Here is a 17,357-nt window from a genome sequence, read left to right on the forward strand (position 1 = left end):
CTCGTTTGCGCGGCCTTGCGTGTCGCCGGTGCCTCAGCGGCCGGTGCGCACCCGGGTCCAGCTCCGGGTGACGAAGCGCTGGGTGCGGTCGTCCCAGGCGGTGTTGCTGGCGAGTCGCTGCATCGTCGCCTCGTCCGGGTAGATGCCGGGATTGCCCAGGATCTCGGGCTTGACGAACTTCCGGGCCGCCGCGTTGCCGCTGGCATAGGAGACGAAGTTGGTGTTGGCCGCCGCCACCTCGGGCCGCATCATGTAGTCGAGGAAGGCGTGGGCCTCGGCGGGATGGGGGGCGTCCTTCGGGATCGCGAAGGCGTCGAACCACATCAGCGCGCCCTCGCGGGGAATGAGATAGCCGATCTCGACCCCGTTCTTGGCCTCCTCGGCGCGCTTGCGGGCCTGCATCACATCGCCCGAATAGCCGACCGCGAGGCAGAGGTCGCCGTTGGCCAGCCCGTTGATGTATTCCGAGGAGTGGAACTTGCGCACCGAGCCGCGCACCTTGAACAGGGCGTCGGTGACCTGGGTGATGTCGTCCCAGCGCTTGGAATCCGGCTTGAAGCCGTAGAACGGCAGCAGGCTCGGGATCAGGTCCTCGGGGGAATCGAGCAGCATCACCCCGCAATCCTTGAGCTTGGCCATCAGGCCCGGATTGAGGACGAGGCTCCAGGTGTTGAGAGGCTGGCTCGCCCCCAGGCGCTCGCGCACCAGGGCGAGGTTCACGCCGATGCCGGTGGTGCCCCACATGTAGTCCACGGCGTAGGTGTTGCCGGGGTCGTAGGTGGCCAGCCGCGCCGCGATCTCGGGCCAGGCATGGACGAGGTTGGGGATCTTCGCCTTGTCGAGGGGCTGGAACACCCCCGCCCGGATCAGCCGCTGCAGGAACGGGCCGGAGGGCGCCACCACGTCGTAGCCCGAGCGCCCGGCCAGCAGCTTGGTCTCGAGGATCTCGTTGTTGTCGTAGGTGTCGTACACGACCTTGATGCCGGTCTCCTTCGTGAAGGCGTCGAGCATCTTCGGGTCGATGTAGTCCGACCAGTTGTAGATGTTGACCACGCGCTCGCCCTTCGGCGCGGGCGTCTCGGCCCGCGCCCCGGGCAGGCCGAGCGCCAGGGCGGCGAGCGCCCCGGCGACCAGCCCCCCGGACAGGAGCGCGCGGCGGGTGCCGGCTCGGATCATGCCTGTCCTTTCGCAGCCACCACCACGATCTCGACGCGGTATTCGGGGGCGGCGAGCTTGGCCTCCACCGTGGCGCGGGCCGGCGGGTTGTCCTTGGCCACCCAGGCGTCCCAGGCGGCGTTCATCTCGGCGAAGGTGGCGATGTCGGCCAGGTAGATCGTGGCGGTGAGGATGCGGCTCTTGTCGGTGCCGGCCGCCGCCAGCAGGCGGTCGATCTCGCCGAGGATCTCCTGGGTCTGCGCGGTGACGCCGGCGCCCACCACCGTGCCGGCCACCTGGCCCGCGAGGAACACCATGTCGCCGTAGGTGACGGCCTGGCTCATGCGGGGACCGGATTCGAAGCGCTGGATCGTCATGACGGAAAAACGTGCCTCTTCGCGGATCGGCCTTGGGACGCCACGCGGCATCCCGGCTCGGGGCAAGCGTTGTGCCGCGCCGGGGACCCGAACGTAAAGGGGCCCGCGGCCCTGCGCGCGGGAATCCGGCCGCGCCGGACCGTCTTCGCGTGCCACGCGACAAAGTCGCTTCGTGCAGCGCAACTCATCCCACGGATGCGGCGTTCTCACCCCATGCGCTAAGGCCAAGGCTGAGAAGCCCGCCGCTACCGCCAGTGACGTCCGACCCAGAGGGTTCGGCCAAGTTCGAGGATCAGCTCATGGGTATCATCTGGACCATCATCATCGGCTTCCTGGCCGGTGTCATCGCCAAGTTCATCATGCCGGGCAACAACGAGCCGGCCGGCTTCATCCTGACCACGATCCTCGGCATCGTCGGCGCCTTCGTGGCCACCTTCCTCGGTCAGGCGCTCGGCTGGTACGGTCCGAACCAGGGCGCGGGTCTGATCGGCGCGGTCGTCGGCGCGATCGTCGTGCTGGCGATCTACGGCTTCATCCAGGGCCGCCGCTCGACCACCACGCTGTAAGGCCACGCGACATCGAAGTCCGAAGCGAAAGGGGCGCCTCACCGGGGCGCCCCTTTTTCGTGTCCGATCGAGAGCCGCCCGATCCCCGATACGCTCGGGCACCGGGCGCGGGGCCGGTTCAGGCCTCCGTCACGGCCTTGACGGCGCAGTGGCCGGTGGCGCCGCGGATGGCGAGGCCGGCGCCGACCACGAGGGCCGCGAGGCTGAGCCACTTGTTCGGGCGCGGCTGGGCGGCGGCGGCGGCGATGCCGAGGCCGAGCACCACCGAGACGGCGCGCTCCGTGGTGGTGAGGTTCGGGGTGCCGCTGAAGATGTCGTGGATCATCGCATTGGCCATGCTGGCGTCTCCTATGCTGCGTCGCGGGGCGAACGCGGCGGAGGATCGGGCGTTCCACCGCCAGGGTGCGGCGCGGCACGGTGTCGTCGCCGCAAGGCCCTTCGCCGGGCGGTGTCCTGCGGCCGCTTGGCCTCCGCTCCGGGAACCGGATCAGCGCGGATAGGCGGTCAGGCCGCCGGCCCGCGCGGCGGCGGCCTCGGCCTTGCGGTGGGCCTCCGCCTCGGCCGCGCAGGCGGCCGCCTCGAGATCGTCCAGGGGTGCCCGCTTCGCGCAGCGCGCCCGCAGGTCGTCGAGTTCCTCCTCGGTCAGGCTCTCGATGCCGATGTAGCGGTTCTGCGCCGCGCTGGCCCGGATCAGCTCGTCGAGCTTGGCCTGGATCGCCGCGCCGTCGCGGTTCTGGGTGTTCTGGATCAGGAACACCATCAGGAACGTCACGATGGTGGTGCCGGTGTTGATGATGAGCTGCCAGGTGTCGGAGAAGCCGAACAGCGGCCCCGTCACCGCCCAGGCCAGGATCAGCGCGATGCTGACCGCGAAGGTCGCCGGGCGCCCGGCGGCGCGGGCCACCTTCGAGGCGAAGGCGGTGAAGAGCTGGGCCGATTTCAGGCTTCCGACGCGCATGCGACCTCCTCGCTCACGATGGCCGCGCTGACCGGGGAAAGAACCCGCGACGGCGGGAAACCGTTGCCGCGCGCCTAGCGGGCGTTGGGCAGGCGCACGGTCACGCCGGCCTTCGCCGCCGGGGCTTCCGGGCCGGGCGGCGCCCCGCCCCAGCGCGTCGCCTCGATCCGCACCGTGCCCCATCCGGTGGCGACCGTGATCGACAGCGGCAGCAGCAGCGTCCCGTCGAGGATCGGGGCGAAGCGCACCCGCAGATCGTCGTTGGCGGCCATCCGGCGGACGTTGCTCCCGCCGGAGCGGTGCCCGGAGATCGGCACCCAGCGCACCCGGCAGTCGAGGGCGGGGCCGCGATAGGCGCCCTCCGACACCGTCACGAGGCTGCCGCGCGACAGGACGAGGTCGGCCCGGCTCACCCCGTCGAAGACCGGGATGCGCCGGTCGCACAGGCCCACGTCCAGGGGGGCGGCCCCGAGGGGAATCGTCAGCATGGTCAGGGGGTCGACCACGCCGACCCTGTCCTCCGGCGCCACCGGGACCCGGTCCGCGCGCGGGGTCGGGGGCGGCTCGACGCTGGCGCTGCGCACGCGCCCGCCGGCGAGGTCGAGCGCCACCGCGATCGGCTTGCCGCCGTAGCGGCTGTCGATCCGGAAGGTGGCGGTGACCGCGCCGGCGCGGGTCGCCGAACCGGCGACCGTGGCCTTGCCGGCCCCGTCGAAGAAGAAGCCGGCGAGGCCGCGCAGGCCCGCATCGAGTTCGAGGGCGTAGCGCTCGCCCGCCCGCTCCACCACGAGGCTGGCCTCGCCCGCCGGCAGGTTCAGGAAGCTGAGACCGTAGGCCGCCGTGAAGCGACGCGCGGGGGCGTCGCCCACGGCCTTCGCGCCGGTCCCGCCGGCCACGAGCAGGGCGGCCGACAGGGACAGGGCGTGCGGGGCCAGGGAACATCTGTGCCTGCGAGCGGACACCGGGATCGCCTCATCGCGCCGCGTGCGGCGCCCACCCTGTCATATCGCCGTCGGGCGCGCGTAGTATGCGCGCTTCGGCACCTCGCGTGCAGCCGAGCATCCCGCGCGCCGCCAGGACAGGACCCCGTTGGACCGACCCACCCGATACGCCCTGTACGTCACGCCGGCCCCGGGCTCGGCGCTGGCCGCCTTCGGCGACGCGATCCTCGGCCCCGGCCCGGCGCCCGGCCCGGAGGCGCTCCGGGCGATCCTGGCCGCCCACACCGCCGAGCCGCGCCTCTACGGCTTCCACGCCACCCTGAAAGCGCCGATGCGCCTCGCCCCGGGGGCGACCGAGGCCGATCTCCTCGCGGCGGCCGAGGCCCTGGCGGCGCACCGGAGCCCGCTGCCCGTCGGCCCCCTGCGGGTGGCCGCCCTCGGGGCCTTCGCCGCCCTGGTGCCGGCGGTACCCCCGCCCGCCCTCGGGCTGCTCGCCGCCGAGTGCGTCGCGGCCCTCGATCCCCTGCGGGCGCCCCTCACCGAGGCCGAGCGCGCCCGCCGCCGGCCCGAGCGCCTCGATCCCCGTGGCCGGGCGCTGCTGGAGCGCTGGGGCTACCCGCACGTCTTCGAGGCCTTCCGCTTTCACATGACGCTCACCGGCCCCCTCGGGCCGGAGGACCGGGCGACCGCCCTGCCCCTGCTGGCCGAGGCCGCCGCGGGGCTGCCCGACCTCGCGATCGATGCGCTGAGCGTGGTCGTCCAGGACGGCGCGGCGCCGTTCCGCCTCCTGCGCCGCCTCCCCTTCTCCGCCTGACAGGATCGCGTGATGGTCTCCGATCGCCTCGGCCTCGAACCGGCCGTCCACCCCACGGCCCGGCTCTCGGATTGCCGCCTCGGCCGCTACACCGAGGTCGGCGCGCGCACGCGCCTCAGCGAGACGAGCCTCGACGATTATTCCTACATCGTCGAGGACGGGCAGGCGAACGACACGACCATCGGCAAGTTCTGCTCCATCGCCTCGCATGTGCGGATCAATCCCGGCAACCACCCGATGGAGCGGGCCTCGCAATCCCACTTCACCTACCGGGCCAGCGCCTACTGGCCGGGCGAGACCGACGAGGCGGCCTTCTTCGCCCGGCGCCGGGCCCTGCCGGTCCGCATCGGCCACGACGTCTGGATCGGGTACGGCGCCGTGGTCCTGCCCGGGCGCAGCATCGGCACCGGGGCGGTCATCGGCGCGGGCACGATCCTGACCCGGGACGTGGCGCCCTACACCATCGTGGTCGGCAATCCCGGCCGCGTGGTGCGCCGCCGGTTCCCGGAGGCGATCGCCGAGCGCCTGCAGGCGCTGGCCTGGTGGGACTGGGACCACGCGCGCCTGGGCCGGGCGCTGCCCGACTTCCGCGCCCTGTCGATCGAAGCATTCCTGGAACGCCACGAAGCCGAGGCACAATAATGCCGGCTATTGGTTAGCCGGGGAATAGTCATTCTCCTGTCGCGTGGGGCGGGTCTACCGGCGATCGACCTGAATCGCCGGAGACTCCATGCTGATCCTCGAAGGTCTTGCCCGCCACTACGGCGACCGTCGCGCGGTGGACAGCGTCTCCCTCTCCATCCCCCGCGGCCAGTTCGTCGGCGTGATCGGGCGCTCGGGCGCCGGCAAGTCGACCCTGCTGCGGATGATCAACCGCCTCGCCGAGCCGACCGGCGGCCGCATCCTGTTCGAGGGGCTCGACGTCACGGCCCTGCGCGGGCGCGACCTGCGGCGCTGGCGGGCGCGCTGCGCGATGATCTTCCAGCAGTTCCACCTCGTCGGCCGCCTCGACGTGCTGAGCAACGTGCTGATGGGCCGGCTCTCCGAGGTGCCCCGCCACCGCTCCCTGCTCAAGCTCTGGTCCGAACGCGAGCGCGCCCTGGCGCTGGCCGCCCTCGACGAGTTCGGCATGGGCGACTTCGCCGGCCACCGGGCCGACCAGCTCTCCGGCGGCCAGCAGCAGCGCGTCGCCATCGCGCGGGCGATGATGCAGGCCCCCGACCTCATCCTCGCCGACGAGCCCGTGGCCTCCCTCGACCCGCGCAACACCCGCATCGTCATGGACGCCCTGGCGGAGGCCAACCGGCGCCACGGCCTCACCGTGCTGTGCAACCTGCATTCCCTCGACCTGGCCCGCGGCTATTGCGACCGCCTCGTCGGCCTCGCCGACGGCCGCCTCGTCTTCGACGGCGCTCCCGCCGACCTCACCGAGGCGGTCGCCCGCCAGCTCTACGGGCTGGAGGCCGGCGAGGTCCTCGATGCCCCCGAGCCGGTGCGGCCCCAGGCCTATCCGGCCGCCCTGGTCGCTTGACCCCTCGTCGCTCGACCCCTTCGCTCCACCCCTCGGCCTGATGCCTCGCCCACCCCTCCGGGAGTTTCCCATGCTGACCCGTCGATCCCTCGCCGGAGCCCTCGCGCTCGCCCTCCTCGCCCTCCCGGCCGCCGCGCAGGACTGGAAGGCGGCCTATCCGGAGCTGACCCTGGCGGTGATCCCGGCCGAGAACGCGTCGGGCACCGCCGATCGCTACGCGCCGATGACCGCCTACCTGTCGAAGACCCTCGGCGTGCCGGTGAAGCTGCGCATCGCCAACGACTACGCCGCGGTGATCGAGAGCCAGCGCGCCGGCAATGCCCAACTCGCCTTCTACGGCCCCGCCTCCTTCGCCCGCGCGGTGATGACCGGCGTCAAGATCGAGCCCATCGTCAACCAGCGCCACGACAACGGCGCCTCGGGCTACTACTCGGTGATCTACGTGCGCGCCGACAGCCCGTACAAGACGATCGAGGACCTGAAGGGCAAGAACCTCGCCCTGGTCGACCCGAACTCCACCTCCGGCAACCAGGCGCCGCGCTACTTCCTGCACAGGGCCGGCCACCCGGTCGACACGGTCTTCGGCAAGACGGTCTATGCCGGCAGCCACGAGAACGCCGTCCTGGCCCTGGTGCAGGGCACCGTGGACGCGGCGGCCAATCTCTACAACTCCGACACCGACACCATGATCACCCGGATGGCCACCAAGGGCATGCTCAAGAAGCCCGACGGCACGGCGATGGGCCAGAACGACTTCCGCGTGGTGTTCAAGTCCGACTTCCTGCCCGAGGGCCCCTTCGCCATGCTGGCGAGCCTGCCCGACGACCTCAAGGCGAAGATCCGCGACGCCCTCGTGGCGATGCCCAAGGCCGACAAGGCCGCCTTCGACCGGCTCTCGGACGGCAAGGACCAGGATTTCACCCCCGTGACCCTGAAGGACTACCAGCCGATCATCGAGATGCTGAAGTTCAACGACGACCAGCGCCGCAAGTCTTGAGCGGACCCGTCCCGATCGGCGCGGGCCGCCGGTGACCACCGATGCCTGAGCGGATCACGCCCCTGCCCCCGGCCCGGGCCGCCGCCCTGGCGGGGGCCTACGGCGCGGCCGTGGCCGCGACCCGGCGCCGGACCTGGGCCAGCCTCGCCGCGCTCGTGGTGCTCGCCGGGCTCGCCGCCCAGGCCGCCGAGGTGCGTCCCCTCGTGCTGGCGGCCAATCTCGGCCGCTTCACCGACTACATCGCCCAGATCCTGCCCCACCTGACCCTGGCGAACCTGCCGGGAGACCTCGCCGAATGGTACTGGGGCTGGCCGAAATGGCTCGGTCTCCTGGGCGAGACCCTGCTGATGGCCTATCTGGGCACCCTCCTGGGGGCGCTCGGCGGCTTCGTGCTGTGCTTCTCCGCCGCCGCCAACGTGGCCGGCAGCCGGACGGCCTGCTTCCTCGTGCGGCGCGGCCTGGAATTCTGCCGCACCGTGCCGGAGATCGTGTTCGCGCTGATCTTCGTCATCGCCTTCGGCCTCGGGCCGATGGTGGGCGTGCTGGCGCTGGCGATCCACACCACCGGGGCCCTCGGCAAGCTGTTCTCCGAGGTCGTCGAGAACATCGACATGAAGCCGGTGGAGAGCCTCACCGCCGCCGGGGCCGGGCGGATCGAGACCCTGCGCTTCGCCGTGCTGCCCCAGGTGCTGTCGAACTTCGTCTCCTACGGGCTGCTGCGCTTCGAGATCAACGTGCGCGGCGCCGGCGTCATGGGCTTCGTCGGAGCCGGCGGCATCGGGCAGGAACTCCTCGTGGCGATCCGCAACTTCTACTACGCCGACGTCAGCGCCATCCTGGTCCTGATCATCCTCACCGTGATGGCGATCGACCTCGGCACCGAGCGCCTGCGCCACGGGCTTCTCGGGGGCTTGCGATGAAGGGTCCCGAGCGCGATCCGGTCCATCTCGGCCCCGCCGAGATCGCAGCCCTGCGCCGGCGCTTTCCCGGCAGCTTCCGCCCGGCCTGGCGGGGGCGGCTCCTCGCGGTCCTCGCCCTCGCCGGCCTCGTCGCCCTGGCGGGCTACGCGATGGTCCGCCTCGATTTCTCCGCCACCCGCCTCCTCGCCGGGCTCGGGCGCCTCGGCGAGTTCAGCCTGCTGATGCTGCCGCCGGAGGCCGGCGGCCGGGCCTGGACCTTCCTGCAGGCCCTGGCCGAGACCCTCGGCATCGCCTTCATCGGCACGCTGACGGCCGCGCTCCTGGCGTTTCCGGTGGCGTTCCTCGCCGCCCGCAACGTCGTGCCGAACCCCTTCGTGCACTTCACCGTGCGGCGCGGCCTCGACGTGGTGCGCTCGGTCGACGTGCTGATCTGGGCGCTGATCTGGATCAACGTCGTCGGGCTCGGCCCCTTCGCCGGGGCGCTCGCCATCGCCTGCGCGGATTTCGGGGCGCTCGGCAAGCTGTTCTCCGAGGCGGTCGAGACCGTCGACGGCAAGGCCGCCGAGGGCGTCTCCGCCTCCGGTGGCGCCGAGCTGCACCGCATCCGCTTCGGGCTGATCCCGGCGGTGCTGCCGGTGCTCGGCAGCCAGGTGCTGTACTTCTTCGAGTCGAACACCCGCTCGGCCACCATCATCGGCATCGTCGGCGCGGGCGGCATCGGCCAGTATCTCAGCGAGCTGATCCGCGTCCTCGAACTGCGCCAGGTCGCCTTCCTGATCCTGATGATCCTCGTGACCGTGGCGATCATCGACGCCGTCTCGGGACGCCTGCGCCGGACCCTGATCGGCGGCGCGGCACGGTAGGGGCGACGCCGGGTCCCGGTCACGCGGTCGACGAGGGACTTTCTGCCCGTCCGCTCAGGGCCGCGGGACCGCCAAAGGCCGCCCCCCAAGGCCGCCCCCGGCGCATCCGGTCGCCGGGGGCGACTGGCCGTCACTTCCGCAGGGGCACGCCCTTGGTGGTGAAACGCGGCGCGCCCGGATGGCGCATGGGCCGCTGCTGGCCGCGCGCCTTGCCCAGCCCGGTTCCGGACGGCTGCGAGGACGGCACGAGCTGGTCCGGCCGCGGCCCGATCAGGTCGGCCCGGCCCATGTCCCGCAGCGCCTCGCGCAGCAGGGGCCAGTTCTCGGGGTCGTGGTAGCGCAGGAACGCCTTGTGCAGCCGACGCTGCCGCATTCCCTTGATCGCGTCGACCGGCTGGCTGCCGCCGCGCCGCACGCCCTCCAGCGGGTTGATCTCGGTGTGGTACATGGTCGTGGCGGTCGCCATGGGCGAGGGCAGGAACGTCTGGACCTGGTCGGCGCGGTAGTCGTTCTTCTTGAGCCAGAGGGCGAGGTTCAGCATGTCCTCGTCGGTCGTGCCCGGATGCGCCGCGATGAAGTACGGGATCAGGTAGTACTTCTTGCCGGCCTTCTTGGCGGCGGCGTCGAACATCTCCTTGAAGCGGTCGTAGGTGCCGATCCCCGGCTTCATCATCAGGTCGAGGGGGCCGCGCTCGGTGTGCTCGGGCGCGATCTTGAGACGGCCGCCGACGTGATGGGTCACGAGCTCCTCGACATATTCGGGGCTTCGGACCGCCAGATCGTAGCGCACGCCGGAGGCGACCATCACCTTCTTGACGCCCTCCACCTCGCGGACCTTGCGATAGAGCCGGATCAGGTCGTCGTGCGAGGTGTTCAGGTTCGGGCAGATGTCGGGGAAGACGCAGGAGGGCAGCCGGCACGCCGCCTCGATCTTCGGGTCCTTGCAGGCCATCCGGTACATGTTCGCCGTCGGGCCGCCGACATCCGAGATCACCCCCGTGAAGCCCGGCGTCTTGTCGCGGATCCGCTCGATCTCGCGCAGGATCGAGCCTTCCGAGCGGTTCTGGATGACGCGGCCCTCGTGCTCGGTGATGGAGCAGAAGGTGCAGCCGCCGAAGCAGCCGCGCATGATCGTCACGGAGAACTTGATCATGTCCCAGGCGGGGATCTTCGCGTCGCCGTAGGCGGGATGGGGCGCGCGGGCGTAGGGCAGGTCGTAGACCGCATCCATCTCCTCGCTGGAGAGCGGGATCGGCGGCGGGTTCAGCCAGAGGTCGCGGTCGCCGTGGCGCTGGACGAGGGGGCGGGCGTTGCCGGGGTTGGCCTCCCGGTGCAGCACCCGCGAGGCCCGCGCATAGGCCTCCTTGTCGTCCTTGACCTCGTCGTAGGCGGGCAGCCGGATCACGGTCTCGCCGGGGCGGCGGCTGGCGGCCTCGTCGGCCGAATCGAGATCGTCGGCGGGCAGCTCGGTGTAGTGCTCGGGCACGCGGCGGAACAGGGCGACGCCGCGGACGGAGTCGAGGTCGTGCGGCGCCTCGCCGGCCGCGAGGCGGTTCGCCACCTCGACCACGGCGCGCTCGGCATTGCCGTAGAGGAGCAGGTCGGCCTTGGCGTCCGCCAGGATCGAGCGGCGCACCTTGTCGGACCAGTAATCGTAGTGGGCGATGCGGCGCAGCGAGGCCTCGATGCCGCCGAGGATGATCGGCACGTCCTTGTAGGCCTCGCGGCAGCGCTGCGTGTAGACGATGGTCGAGCGGTCCGGGCGGGCGCCGCCTTGCCCGCCCGCCGTGTAGGCGTCGTCGCTTCGCAGGCGACGGTCCGCCGTGTAGCGGTTCACCATCGAATCGAGATTGCCGCCGGTGACGCCGAAGAACAGCGTCGGCCGGCCCAGCGCCTTGAACGGCTCCGCCGATTGCCAGTCGGGCTGCGCGATGATGCCGACCCGGAAGCCCTGCGCCTCGAGCAGCCGGCCGATGATGGCCATGCCGAAGCTCGGATGGTCGACATAGGCGTCGCCCGTCACCAGGACGATGTCGCAGGCGTCCCACCCGAGCGCGTCCATCTCGGCGCGGCTCATGGGCAGGAACGGCGCGGCTTTCCCGGTCAGCGGCCGCTTGCAGGCGAGGGGAGCCGGGGATCGACTCGCGGAAGCTTGGAGGTCCATGGGCACAGTGCATAGCCCGCCCGGGCCGCGAGCTCAACGAAGCCGCCCCTGGGCCGGCTCATTTCAGCGGCAGGAACACCTCCGCGATCGCCTCGTGCTCCGGCACCTCCGGGAAGAACGCGAGGCGCTGGCAGTAGAGGGGAAAGTCTCGCGCCTCCTCGCCGCTGGCGGGCAGCCACTGGCGAGAGAGGTACAGCGCGGGCGACTCCAGGTCGTCGGTTCGACCGACGACGCGCAGCACCGCGCAGCGTCCCGCCGGGATCTCCCCGACCGTGATCGGCGCGCCGTTCGCCGAGACCGGCCGGTCGGTTCCGACACAGAGGTCCACGCGAAAGTCGCCCGGCGCGGCGGGACGCCGCTCGGACCGCCAGACGTTGAAGGTCGGGTTCGTCCTGGGGGGCAGGCCGGCGGCCGTCCGCCAGGCGATGAACCGCTGGAGCGTGGCCCCCAGCATCGCCGGATCGCCGCGGTGCTCCATGATCGCGACCCGCGTCGCCGACACATCGCGGATCGTCACGTCGTCGGGCGTGAACGGTCTTGTCATCTGCTTGCTCCTCGCTTCGTCGAGAGGCCCGAAGGCCGCGCGCCACGAGTCCCAGTCGGGAGCCTTCCGGAACGACGAGGGCGATTGCCCGAAACGTTGCCGGAAGGCGCGGGCGAAGGCGTCCGGCGCGTCGTAGCCGGCATCCATCGCGACGTCGGTGACGCTCTGGGCGTCCCTGTAGGCCAGCCGGTAGGATGCGCGCTTCATGCGGGCCAGCTGAACGTAGCGGTGCAGGGACAATCCGAAGGCCGCCGTGAACCGCCGATGGAAGTGGAACTTCGAGAAAGCCGCGATGCCGCTGACCGTCTCCAGGTCCAGTTCCTCGTCCAGGTGCCGGTCGATGTGATCGAGCACCCGCTGCATCCGGGCCTGATGGTTTCGGAGCGCCACACGCATCGTCCCGCCCTTCGTGACGCGATCAGCTATGCGCGAATGGGCATGCCCGGCTCGACCGATCTTGCGGTCGAGCTCGGGCCGGGCGCTGCTCCGGGGCCTGTTCGTGGGCAAGCCGTATTCCTCGCCGAATGGCAGGGTCGGGTGGAAGGCGGAATGTCCGCTGCGGGGCCAAGGACCAGACCTCCACCAACGAACCTCATCGCATGAGCGAACTGCTTTTCGCTCCGGACATCCCATGAGCGTCGCGGCACCGTCCCATGCGGCATCCGAATGCTCTGATGCGGGGCGCTGCCGGACGGGTCCCTGGGTGCCCCGGCCGGACCGGTGGCCCCTCACTCCACCACCAGCTCCACCCGGTCCGCCGCGAACAGGCTGCGGGTGGCCTGGATGCGCTGGCCGGCGCCGTCCACGTTCACGCTCGACAGGGCGATCAGGGTCCGGCCGGGGGCGATGTCGAGGCGTTCCGCTTCCTCGGAGCTGGCCGGGCGGGCGCCGATCCGGGTCGAGAGCCGGGTGTAGTCGGCCACGCCGAAGCCCGCATAGGCGCGGGTGAGCGAGCCGCTGGCGGCGTAGACGGCGTCGAAGCCGGTGAAGCGCGGCAGGGGCAGGCAGGTCCGGGCCGTCGAGATCGGGGCGCCGTCGGCCCGGTGCACGGTGAGGAGTTCGAGGATCGGCGCGCCGGGGGCGAGCCCCAGGGCCTCGGCCCAGTCCGCATCCGCCGGCACGGTCGCGGCCGCGATCAGGTCGCCCCAGGCCTCGCGCCCGGTGCGCGAGACGATCTCGGAGAAGCGGGTCCGCGGACCGATCGGGTAGGGAATCGGACCCTGCTCCACGAAGCTGCCCCGGCCCTGCGTGGTGCGCACCAGCCCGCCCTCGGCGAGCACCCCGAGCGCCCGGCGCACCGTGTGCCGGTTCACGCCGAAGCGCGCGGCGAGCGCCGATTCGGCCGGCAGCTGCGCCCCTGCGCCCAGGGTTCCGCCGCGGATCTCGCCCGCCAGGGTGTCGGCGATCTGCCGCCAGGCGGCGAGGCCGCCCCCGCGCTGGAGCGCCGTCACGCGGGTGTCGCCCGCCTCCGTCATGAGTGCCTCGCCTGGCTCGCCCGCATCCGTCCTCGAAAACCCTTGTGCCCGCTCATCCGCTTGTCTATACATGTAGACAAGTTTGGAGACCGATCGATGCCGAGCGCCAGCCAAACACCACCTGAGGCCGGGATGCCAGACCCCGCCGCGCGCCGGCGGGCGATGGCGCGGGCCGGTGCGGCGACAACCGACGAATTGCGGGCCGCTCTGGCGCGGGCCGGCGCCGCTGCCGAGGCGGAGGACCTGCGGGCGCCGGAGACGGGCCTCGTCATGGTCCGTGGGCGGATCGGCGGCGACGGACGGCCCTTCAATGCCGGCGAGGCCACGGTGACCCGGGCGGCGGTGCGCCTGCCCGGCGGCGAGACCGGCTTCGCCTACCATCTCGGCCGCGACCGGACCCGCGCACGCCTCGCCGCCATCCTCGACGCGCATTGGCAGCGCCCGGAGGCGCGCCCGGCCCTCGAGGCGGCGCTGGCCGAGATCGCAGGGCGCCGGGCGGACGGCGCGCGGCAGGCCGCCCGCAAGGCGGCGGCCACCCGGGTCAACTTCTTCACCCTGGCGCGGGGAGAGGATTGATGGCGCCCCCCCTCGCCCGCGGCTTCGCCGATCCCGTCCACGAGGGCCAGGCCGTGTTCCGCGCCGCGATGGAGGCCCTGAGCCGGCCCGGCCGGATCCGGCCCCTGGTCACCGCCCTGGCGCCGCCCGCCCCCCTCACCCCCGAGCTCGCGGCCCTGGCCCTGGCGCTCACCGACCCCGACACGCCGGTCTGGCTCGATGCGCCCCTGCGGGCGGACCCGGCGGTCGCGGGCTTCCTGCGCTTCCACACCGGGGCGCCGATCGTCGCCGCACCCGCGCAGGCGGCCTTCGCGCTGATCGCCGATCCCGCCCGCTGCCCCGCCTTCACGGATTTCGCACCCGGCATCCCCGCCTACCCGGATGCCTCCGCCACGCTGATCCTCGCCGTCGACACCCTCTCCGACGGGGCCGCCCGCGAAGGGCTCGCCTTCGCGGGGCCGGGCATCCGCGGCACGGCGCGGCTCGAGGCAGGGCCCCTGCCCGCCGACTGGGCCGCGCGCTGGGCCGCGAACCATGCGGGCTTCCCGCTGGGGATCGACTGCTTCTTCGTGGCGCCGGGCCGCCTCGCCGGGCTGCCGCGCTCGGCCCGGCCCGTCGACGCCGAAACTCTGCCGGGTTCGGATGATTTTGCGGGTTCGGACGATTCTGCGGGTTTGGAGGCGCTGCCATGTACGTCGCGGTGAAGGGCGGCGAGGCCGCCATCGACAACGCCCACCGGCTCCTGGCCGAGGTCCGGCGCGGCGACCCGGCCGTGCCCGAGCTCACCGTGGCGCAGATCCGCGAGCAGATGCGCCTCCTCGTCGACCGGGTGATGACCGAGGGCTCCCTCTACGATCCGGATCTGGCCGCCCTCGCCCTGAAGCAGGCCCGGGGCGACGTGGTCGAGGCGGTGTTCCTGGTGCGGGCCTACCGCACCACCCTGCCGCGCTTCGGCGCCACGGAGGCGGTCGATACCGGCGCGATGACGCTGGCGCGGCGCATCTCCGCCACCTTCAAGGACCTGCCCGGCGGGCAGGTGCTCGGCCCGACCTTCGACTACACCCACCGCCTCGTGGATTTCGGCCTGGCCGACGGCGCCGGCCCCGAGGCCGCCGCCGAGGCGGAGCCGGAGGCCGATGCCGCCGCCTGCCCGCGGGTCACCGATCTCCTGGGCCAGGCCGGCCTCCTCGAACCCTCGCCCCCGGACGAAGGGGCCCCCGTCGGCGATCTCACCCGCGAGCCGGTGGACTACCCCGCCGACCGGGCGGTGCGCCTGCAGGGGCTGGCCCGGGGCGACGAGGGCTTCCTCCTGGCGCTGGGCTACTCGACGCAGCGCGGCTACGGCCGCACCCATCCCTTCGTCGGCGAGATCCGGGTCGGGGCGGTGGAGCTCGCCTTCACGCCGGAGGAACTCGGCTTTCCGGTCGGCCTCGGCACGGTCGAGCTGACCGAGTGCCAGATGATCAACCAGTTCCACGGCCATGGCGCGGTGCCGCCGCAATTCACCCGGGGCTACGGCCTCGTCTTCGGCCAGGGCGAGCGCAAGGCCATGGCCATGGCGCTGGTGGACCGCTCGCTCCGGGCCGCCGAGCTCGGCGAGTCCGTCGCGGTGCCGGCCCAGGACCAGGAATTCGTCCTCGCCCATTGCGACAGCCTTCAGGCGACCGGCTTCGTCGAGCACATGAAGCTGCCGCACTACGTCGACTTCCAGGCCGAGCTCGAACTGGTCCGGCGCCTGCGGGCCGAGCACGCCGCCCGGTCGGCCGCGCCCGATTCCGACGAAGCCCCCCTGCGGGAGGCCGCCGAATGAACGCGCCAGATCTTGCCACCGCCACCGTCTCGGCCGGCACCGGCTACAACTTCGCCTATCTCGACGAGGGCACGAAGCGGATGATCCGCCGGGCCATCCTCAAGGCCATCGCGATCCCCGGCTACCAGGTGCCCTTCGCCGCCCGCGAGATGCCGATGCCCTACGGTTGGGGCACCGGCGGCGTGCAGGTCACCGCCGCGATCCTCGGCGCCGCCGACATCCTCAAGGTGATCGACCAGGGCGCCGACGACACCACCAACGCGGTCTCGATCCGGCGCTTCTTCACCGCCACCGCCGGAATCGCCACGACGACGCGGACGGCCGAGGCCACGGTGATCCAGACCCGCCACCGCATCCCCGAGGCGCCCCTCGCCGAGGGACAGGTCCTCGTCTACCAGGTGCCGATCCCCGAGCCCCTCCGCTTCCTCGAGCCGCGCGAGACCGAGACGCGCCAGCTCCACGCGCTGGCCGAGTACGGCCTCATGCACGTGAAGCTCTACGAGGACATCGCGCGCCACGGCCACATCGCCACCACCTACGCCTATCCGGTGGAGGTGGCCGGCCGCTACGTGATGGACCCCTCCCCGACCCCGAAATTCGACAATCCCAAGATGGACGACTGCCCCGCCCTCCAGCTCTTCGGGGCCGGCCGCGAGAAGCGCATCTACGCGATCCCGCCCCATACCCGGGTGCGCAGCCTCGACTTCGAGGACCACCCCTTCCGGGTCCAACGCTTCGACCGTCCCTGCGCCCTCTGCGGGGCCGAGGACGTCTACCTCGACGAGGTCGTCCTCGACGATGCCGGGGGGCGGATGTTCGTCTGCTCGGACACCGACCATTGCGAGACCCGCCGCGCCGACGGCCATACCGGAGAGGCCGCGTGATGGAACCGCTCCTGATCGTCGAGGGCCTGACCAAGCGCTACGGCCGCCGCCTCGCCTGCGACGGCATCGGCTTCACCCTCGACCCCGGCGAGGTCCTGGCGGTGGTCGGCGAATCGGGCTCCGGCAAGTCGACCCTGCTCTCGCTCGTCGCCGGCGAGGTCGCGGCCGATGCGGGCTCCGTCGCCTACCGCCTGCGCGACGGCGCGACCCGCGACCTCGACACCCTGAGCGTGGTCGAGCGGCGCGCGCTGATGCGCACCGACTGGGGGTTCGTGCGCCAGGACGCCACCCAGGGCCTGCGCATGGCGGTCTCGGCCGGGGGCAATGTCGGCGAGCGCCTGATGGGCGTCGGCGACCGCCATTACGGCCGCATCCGCGCCACCGCCCTCGACTGGCTCGCCCGCGTCGAGATCGCCCCGGACCGCATCGACGACCCGCCCACCCGCTTCTCCGGCGGCATGCGCCAGCGCCTGCAGATCGCCCGCAACCTCGTCACCGCGCCCCGCCTCGTGCTCATGGACGAGCCGACCTCGGGCCTCGACGTCTCGGTCCAGGCCCGCCTCCTCGACATGATCCGGGGCCTGGTGGCCGAGCTCGGCCTCGCCGTCATCATCGTCACCCACGACCTCGCCGTGGCGCGCCTGCTCTCGCACCGCGTCCTCGTCATGCGGGCCGGCCGGGTGATCGAGACCGGCCTGACCGACCAGGTCCTCGACGACCCGCAGGCCGCCTACACCCAGCTCCTCGTCTCCTCGGTGCTCGCCGCATGACGCCTGCTCCTTCCCCTCTGCCCCTCCCTCCCC

At 72.2% G+C, this 17,357-nt stretch carries 20 protein-coding genes; 12 read left to right on the top strand and 8 right to left on the bottom strand.

Annotated elements, in window-relative coordinates:
- Positions 1–33: 33 nt before the first annotated feature.
- Both AC0IWM_RS19615 and AC0IWM_RS19620 read right to left on the bottom strand, forming a co-directional pair.
- Complete coding sequence (locus tag AC0IWM_RS19615; protein WP_471757725.1) at positions 34–1,176, bottom strand: polyamine ABC transporter substrate-binding protein; 1,143 nt, start codon at positions 1,174–1,176, stop codon at positions 34–36.
- The gene (locus AC0IWM_RS19620; RefSeq protein WP_056468225.1) at positions 1,173–1,532 is read right to left on the bottom strand and encodes a RidA family protein; all 360 of its coding nucleotides are present in this window, start codon (positions 1,530–1,532) and stop codon (positions 1,173–1,175) included. The genes AC0IWM_RS19615 and AC0IWM_RS19620 overlap by 4 nt, the downstream gene beginning before the upstream one ends.
- Before the next feature lie 299 nt (positions 1,533–1,831).
- Here AC0IWM_RS19620 and AC0IWM_RS19625 point away from each other — a divergent pair, with 299 nt between their 5' ends.
- Positions 1,832–2,098, top strand: coding sequence for a GlsB/YeaQ/YmgE family stress response membrane protein (locus AC0IWM_RS19625; protein ID WP_056468223.1), 267 nt, complete (start codon positions 1,832–1,834; stop codon positions 2,096–2,098).
- A gap of 118 nt (positions 2,099–2,216) precedes the next feature.
- Here AC0IWM_RS19625 and AC0IWM_RS19630 read toward each other — a convergent pair whose 3' ends face one another.
- The 3 genes from AC0IWM_RS19630 to AC0IWM_RS19640 form a co-directional block, all read right to left on the bottom strand.
- Positions 2,217–2,435 carry a YgaP family membrane protein gene (locus AC0IWM_RS19630; RefSeq protein ID WP_056185312.1) on the bottom strand — a complete coding sequence of 73 codons (219 nt, stop codon included), beginning with the start codon at positions 2,433–2,435 and terminating at the stop codon, positions 2,217–2,219.
- Between the two features lie 150 nt (positions 2,436–2,585).
- Positions 2,586–3,056, bottom strand: a complete 471-nt coding sequence (locus AC0IWM_RS19635; RefSeq protein ID WP_471757727.1) for a low affinity iron permease family protein — start codon at positions 3,054–3,056, stop codon at positions 2,586–2,588.
- A gap of 74 nt (positions 3,057–3,130) precedes the next feature.
- A complete protein-coding gene (locus tag AC0IWM_RS19640; protein WP_471757729.1) occupies positions 3,131–4,018 on the bottom strand; it encodes a DUF3108 domain-containing protein in 888 nt (295 codons plus the stop codon).
- A gap of 127 nt (positions 4,019–4,145) precedes the next feature.
- Here AC0IWM_RS19640 and AC0IWM_RS19645 point away from each other — a divergent pair, with 127 nt between their 5' ends.
- The 6 genes from AC0IWM_RS19645 to phnE (AC0IWM_RS19670) all read left to right on the top strand — a co-directional run bounded on the left by AC0IWM_RS19645 (position 4,146) and on the right by phnE (AC0IWM_RS19670) (position 9,122).
- Positions 4,146–4,811: a DUF1045 domain-containing protein gene (locus tag AC0IWM_RS19645; protein ID WP_471757731.1), complete on the top strand. Its 666-nt coding sequence runs from the start codon at positions 4,146–4,148 to the stop codon at positions 4,809–4,811.
- A 12-nt stretch (positions 4,812–4,823) separates the two neighbouring features.
- Positions 4,824–5,453: a DapH/DapD/GlmU-related protein gene (locus AC0IWM_RS19650; RefSeq protein ID WP_471757733.1), complete on the top strand. Its 630-nt coding sequence runs from the start codon at positions 4,824–4,826 to the stop codon at positions 5,451–5,453.
- Between the two features lie 88 nt (positions 5,454–5,541).
- A complete protein-coding gene (gene phnC / locus AC0IWM_RS19655; RefSeq protein WP_471757735.1) occupies positions 5,542–6,342 on the top strand; it encodes a phosphonate ABC transporter ATP-binding protein in 801 nt (266 codons plus the stop codon).
- 70 nt (positions 6,343–6,412) lie between these two features.
- Complete coding sequence (gene phnD / locus AC0IWM_RS19660) at positions 6,413–7,339, top strand: phosphonate ABC transporter substrate-binding protein (protein ID WP_471757737.1); 927 nt, start codon at positions 6,413–6,415, stop codon at positions 7,337–7,339.
- A 41-nt stretch (positions 7,340–7,380) separates the two neighbouring features.
- Positions 7,381–8,259, top strand: coding sequence for a phosphonate ABC transporter, permease protein PhnE (gene phnE / locus AC0IWM_RS19665; protein ID WP_471757739.1), 879 nt, complete (start codon positions 7,381–7,383; stop codon positions 8,257–8,259).
- The gene (gene phnE / locus AC0IWM_RS19670; RefSeq protein WP_471757741.1) at positions 8,256–9,122 is read left to right on the top strand and encodes a phosphonate ABC transporter, permease protein PhnE; all 867 of its coding nucleotides are present in this window, start codon (positions 8,256–8,258) and stop codon (positions 9,120–9,122) included. Before phnE (AC0IWM_RS19665) ends, phnE (AC0IWM_RS19670) begins: the two co-directional genes overlap by 4 nt.
- A gap of 130 nt (positions 9,123–9,252) precedes the next feature.
- Here the strand turns inward: phnE (AC0IWM_RS19670) and AC0IWM_RS19675 are convergent, their stop codons facing one another.
- From AC0IWM_RS19675 to phnF, 3 genes are all read right to left on the bottom strand, one after another.
- Positions 9,253–11,286 carry a YgiQ family radical SAM protein gene (locus AC0IWM_RS19675; protein ID WP_471757743.1) on the bottom strand — a complete coding sequence of 678 codons (2,034 nt, stop codon included), beginning with the start codon at positions 11,284–11,286 and terminating at the stop codon, positions 9,253–9,255.
- A gap of 58 nt (positions 11,287–11,344) precedes the next feature.
- Complete coding sequence (locus tag AC0IWM_RS19680) at positions 11,345–12,226, bottom strand: AraC family transcriptional regulator (protein WP_471757745.1); 882 nt, start codon at positions 12,224–12,226, stop codon at positions 11,345–11,347.
- Positions 12,227–12,558: 332 nt separating this feature from the next.
- The gene (gene phnF, locus AC0IWM_RS19685; protein ID WP_471757747.1) at positions 12,559–13,305 is read right to left on the bottom strand and encodes a phosphonate metabolism transcriptional regulator PhnF; all 747 of its coding nucleotides are present in this window, start codon (positions 13,303–13,305) and stop codon (positions 12,559–12,561) included.
- A 162-nt stretch (positions 13,306–13,467) separates the two neighbouring features.
- Here phnF and phnG point away from each other — a divergent pair, with 162 nt between their 5' ends.
- The 5 genes from phnG to phnK are packed head-to-tail and all read left to right on the top strand — an operon-like array spanning position 13,468 to position 17,324.
- Positions 13,468–13,881, top strand: coding sequence for a phosphonate C-P lyase system protein PhnG (gene phnG / locus AC0IWM_RS19690; protein WP_471757765.1), 414 nt, complete (start codon positions 13,468–13,470; stop codon positions 13,879–13,881).
- Positions 13,881–14,564, top strand: coding sequence for a phosphonate C-P lyase system protein PhnH (gene phnH, locus AC0IWM_RS19695; RefSeq protein WP_471757749.1), 684 nt, complete (start codon positions 13,881–13,883; stop codon positions 14,562–14,564). Before phnG ends, phnH begins: the two co-directional genes overlap by 1 nt.
- The gene (locus AC0IWM_RS19700) at positions 14,549–15,670 is read left to right on the top strand and encodes a carbon-phosphorus lyase complex subunit (protein WP_471757751.1); all 1,122 of its coding nucleotides are present in this window, start codon (positions 14,549–14,551) and stop codon (positions 15,668–15,670) included. Before phnH ends, AC0IWM_RS19700 begins: the two co-directional genes overlap by 16 nt.
- Positions 15,667–16,554: an alpha-D-ribose 1-methylphosphonate 5-phosphate C-P-lyase PhnJ gene (locus AC0IWM_RS19705; protein ID WP_471757753.1), complete on the top strand. Its 888-nt coding sequence runs from the start codon at positions 15,667–15,669 to the stop codon at positions 16,552–16,554. Before AC0IWM_RS19700 ends, AC0IWM_RS19705 begins: the two co-directional genes overlap by 4 nt.
- Positions 16,554–17,324 (top strand): phosphonate C-P lyase system protein PhnK, encoded by a 771-nt coding sequence (phnK, locus tag AC0IWM_RS19710; RefSeq protein WP_471757767.1) that lies wholly within the window; start codon positions 16,554–16,556, stop codon positions 17,322–17,324. Before AC0IWM_RS19705 ends, phnK begins: the two co-directional genes overlap by 1 nt.
- Positions 17,325–17,357: the final 33 nt, after the last annotated feature.

The sequence above is a fragment of the Methylobacterium sp. AC433 genome, from assembly GCF_979253015.1.

Coding starts and splice junctions, on each gene's coding strand:
- AC0IWM_RS19615 (WP_471757725.1), bottom strand. CDS start 1,176: ATGATCCGAGCCGGCACCCGCCGCGCGCTCCTGTCCGGGGGGCTGGTC.
- AC0IWM_RS19620 (WP_056468225.1), bottom strand. CDS start 1,532: ATGACGATCCAGCGCTTCGAATCCGGTCCCCGCATGAGCCAGGCCGTC.
- AC0IWM_RS19625 (WP_056468223.1), top strand. CDS start 1,832: ATGGGTATCATCTGGACCATCATCATCGGCTTCCTGGCCGGTGTCATC.
- AC0IWM_RS19630 (WP_056185312.1), bottom strand. CDS start 2,435: ATGGCCAATGCGATGATCCACGACATCTTCAGCGGCACCCCGAACCTC.
- AC0IWM_RS19635 (WP_471757727.1), bottom strand. CDS start 3,056: ATGCGCGTCGGAAGCCTGAAATCGGCCCAGCTCTTCACCGCCTTCGCC.
- AC0IWM_RS19650 (WP_471757733.1), top strand. CDS start 4,824: ATGGTCTCCGATCGCCTCGGCCTCGAACCGGCCGTCCACCCCACGGCC.
- phnC (WP_471757735.1), top strand. CDS start 5,542: ATGCTGATCCTCGAAGGTCTTGCCCGCCACTACGGCGACCGTCGCGCG.
- phnD (WP_471757737.1), top strand. CDS start 6,413: ATGCTGACCCGTCGATCCCTCGCCGGAGCCCTCGCGCTCGCCCTCCTC.
- phnE (WP_471757739.1), top strand. CDS start 7,381: ATGCCTGAGCGGATCACGCCCCTGCCCCCGGCCCGGGCCGCCGCCCTG.
- phnE (WP_471757741.1), top strand. CDS start 8,256: ATGAAGGGTCCCGAGCGCGATCCGGTCCATCTCGGCCCCGCCGAGATC.
- AC0IWM_RS19675 (WP_471757743.1), bottom strand. CDS start 11,286: ATGGACCTCCAAGCTTCCGCGAGTCGATCCCCGGCTCCCCTCGCCTGC.
- AC0IWM_RS19680 (WP_471757745.1), bottom strand. CDS start 12,226: ATGCGTGTGGCGCTCCGAAACCATCAGGCCCGGATGCAGCGGGTGCTC.
- phnF (WP_471757747.1), bottom strand. CDS start 13,305: ATGACGGAGGCGGGCGACACCCGCGTGACGGCGCTCCAGCGCGGGGGC.
- phnG (WP_471757765.1), top strand. CDS start 13,468: ATGGCGCGGGCCGGTGCGGCGACAACCGACGAATTGCGGGCCGCTCTG.
- phnH (WP_471757749.1), top strand. CDS start 13,881: ATGGCGCCCCCCCTCGCCCGCGGCTTCGCCGATCCCGTCCACGAGGGC.
- AC0IWM_RS19700 (WP_471757751.1), top strand. CDS start 14,549: ATGTACGTCGCGGTGAAGGGCGGCGAGGCCGCCATCGACAACGCCCAC.
- AC0IWM_RS19705 (WP_471757753.1), top strand. CDS start 15,667: ATGAACGCGCCAGATCTTGCCACCGCCACCGTCTCGGCCGGCACCGGC.
- phnK (WP_471757767.1), top strand. CDS start 16,554: ATGGAACCGCTCCTGATCGTCGAGGGCCTGACCAAGCGCTACGGCCGC.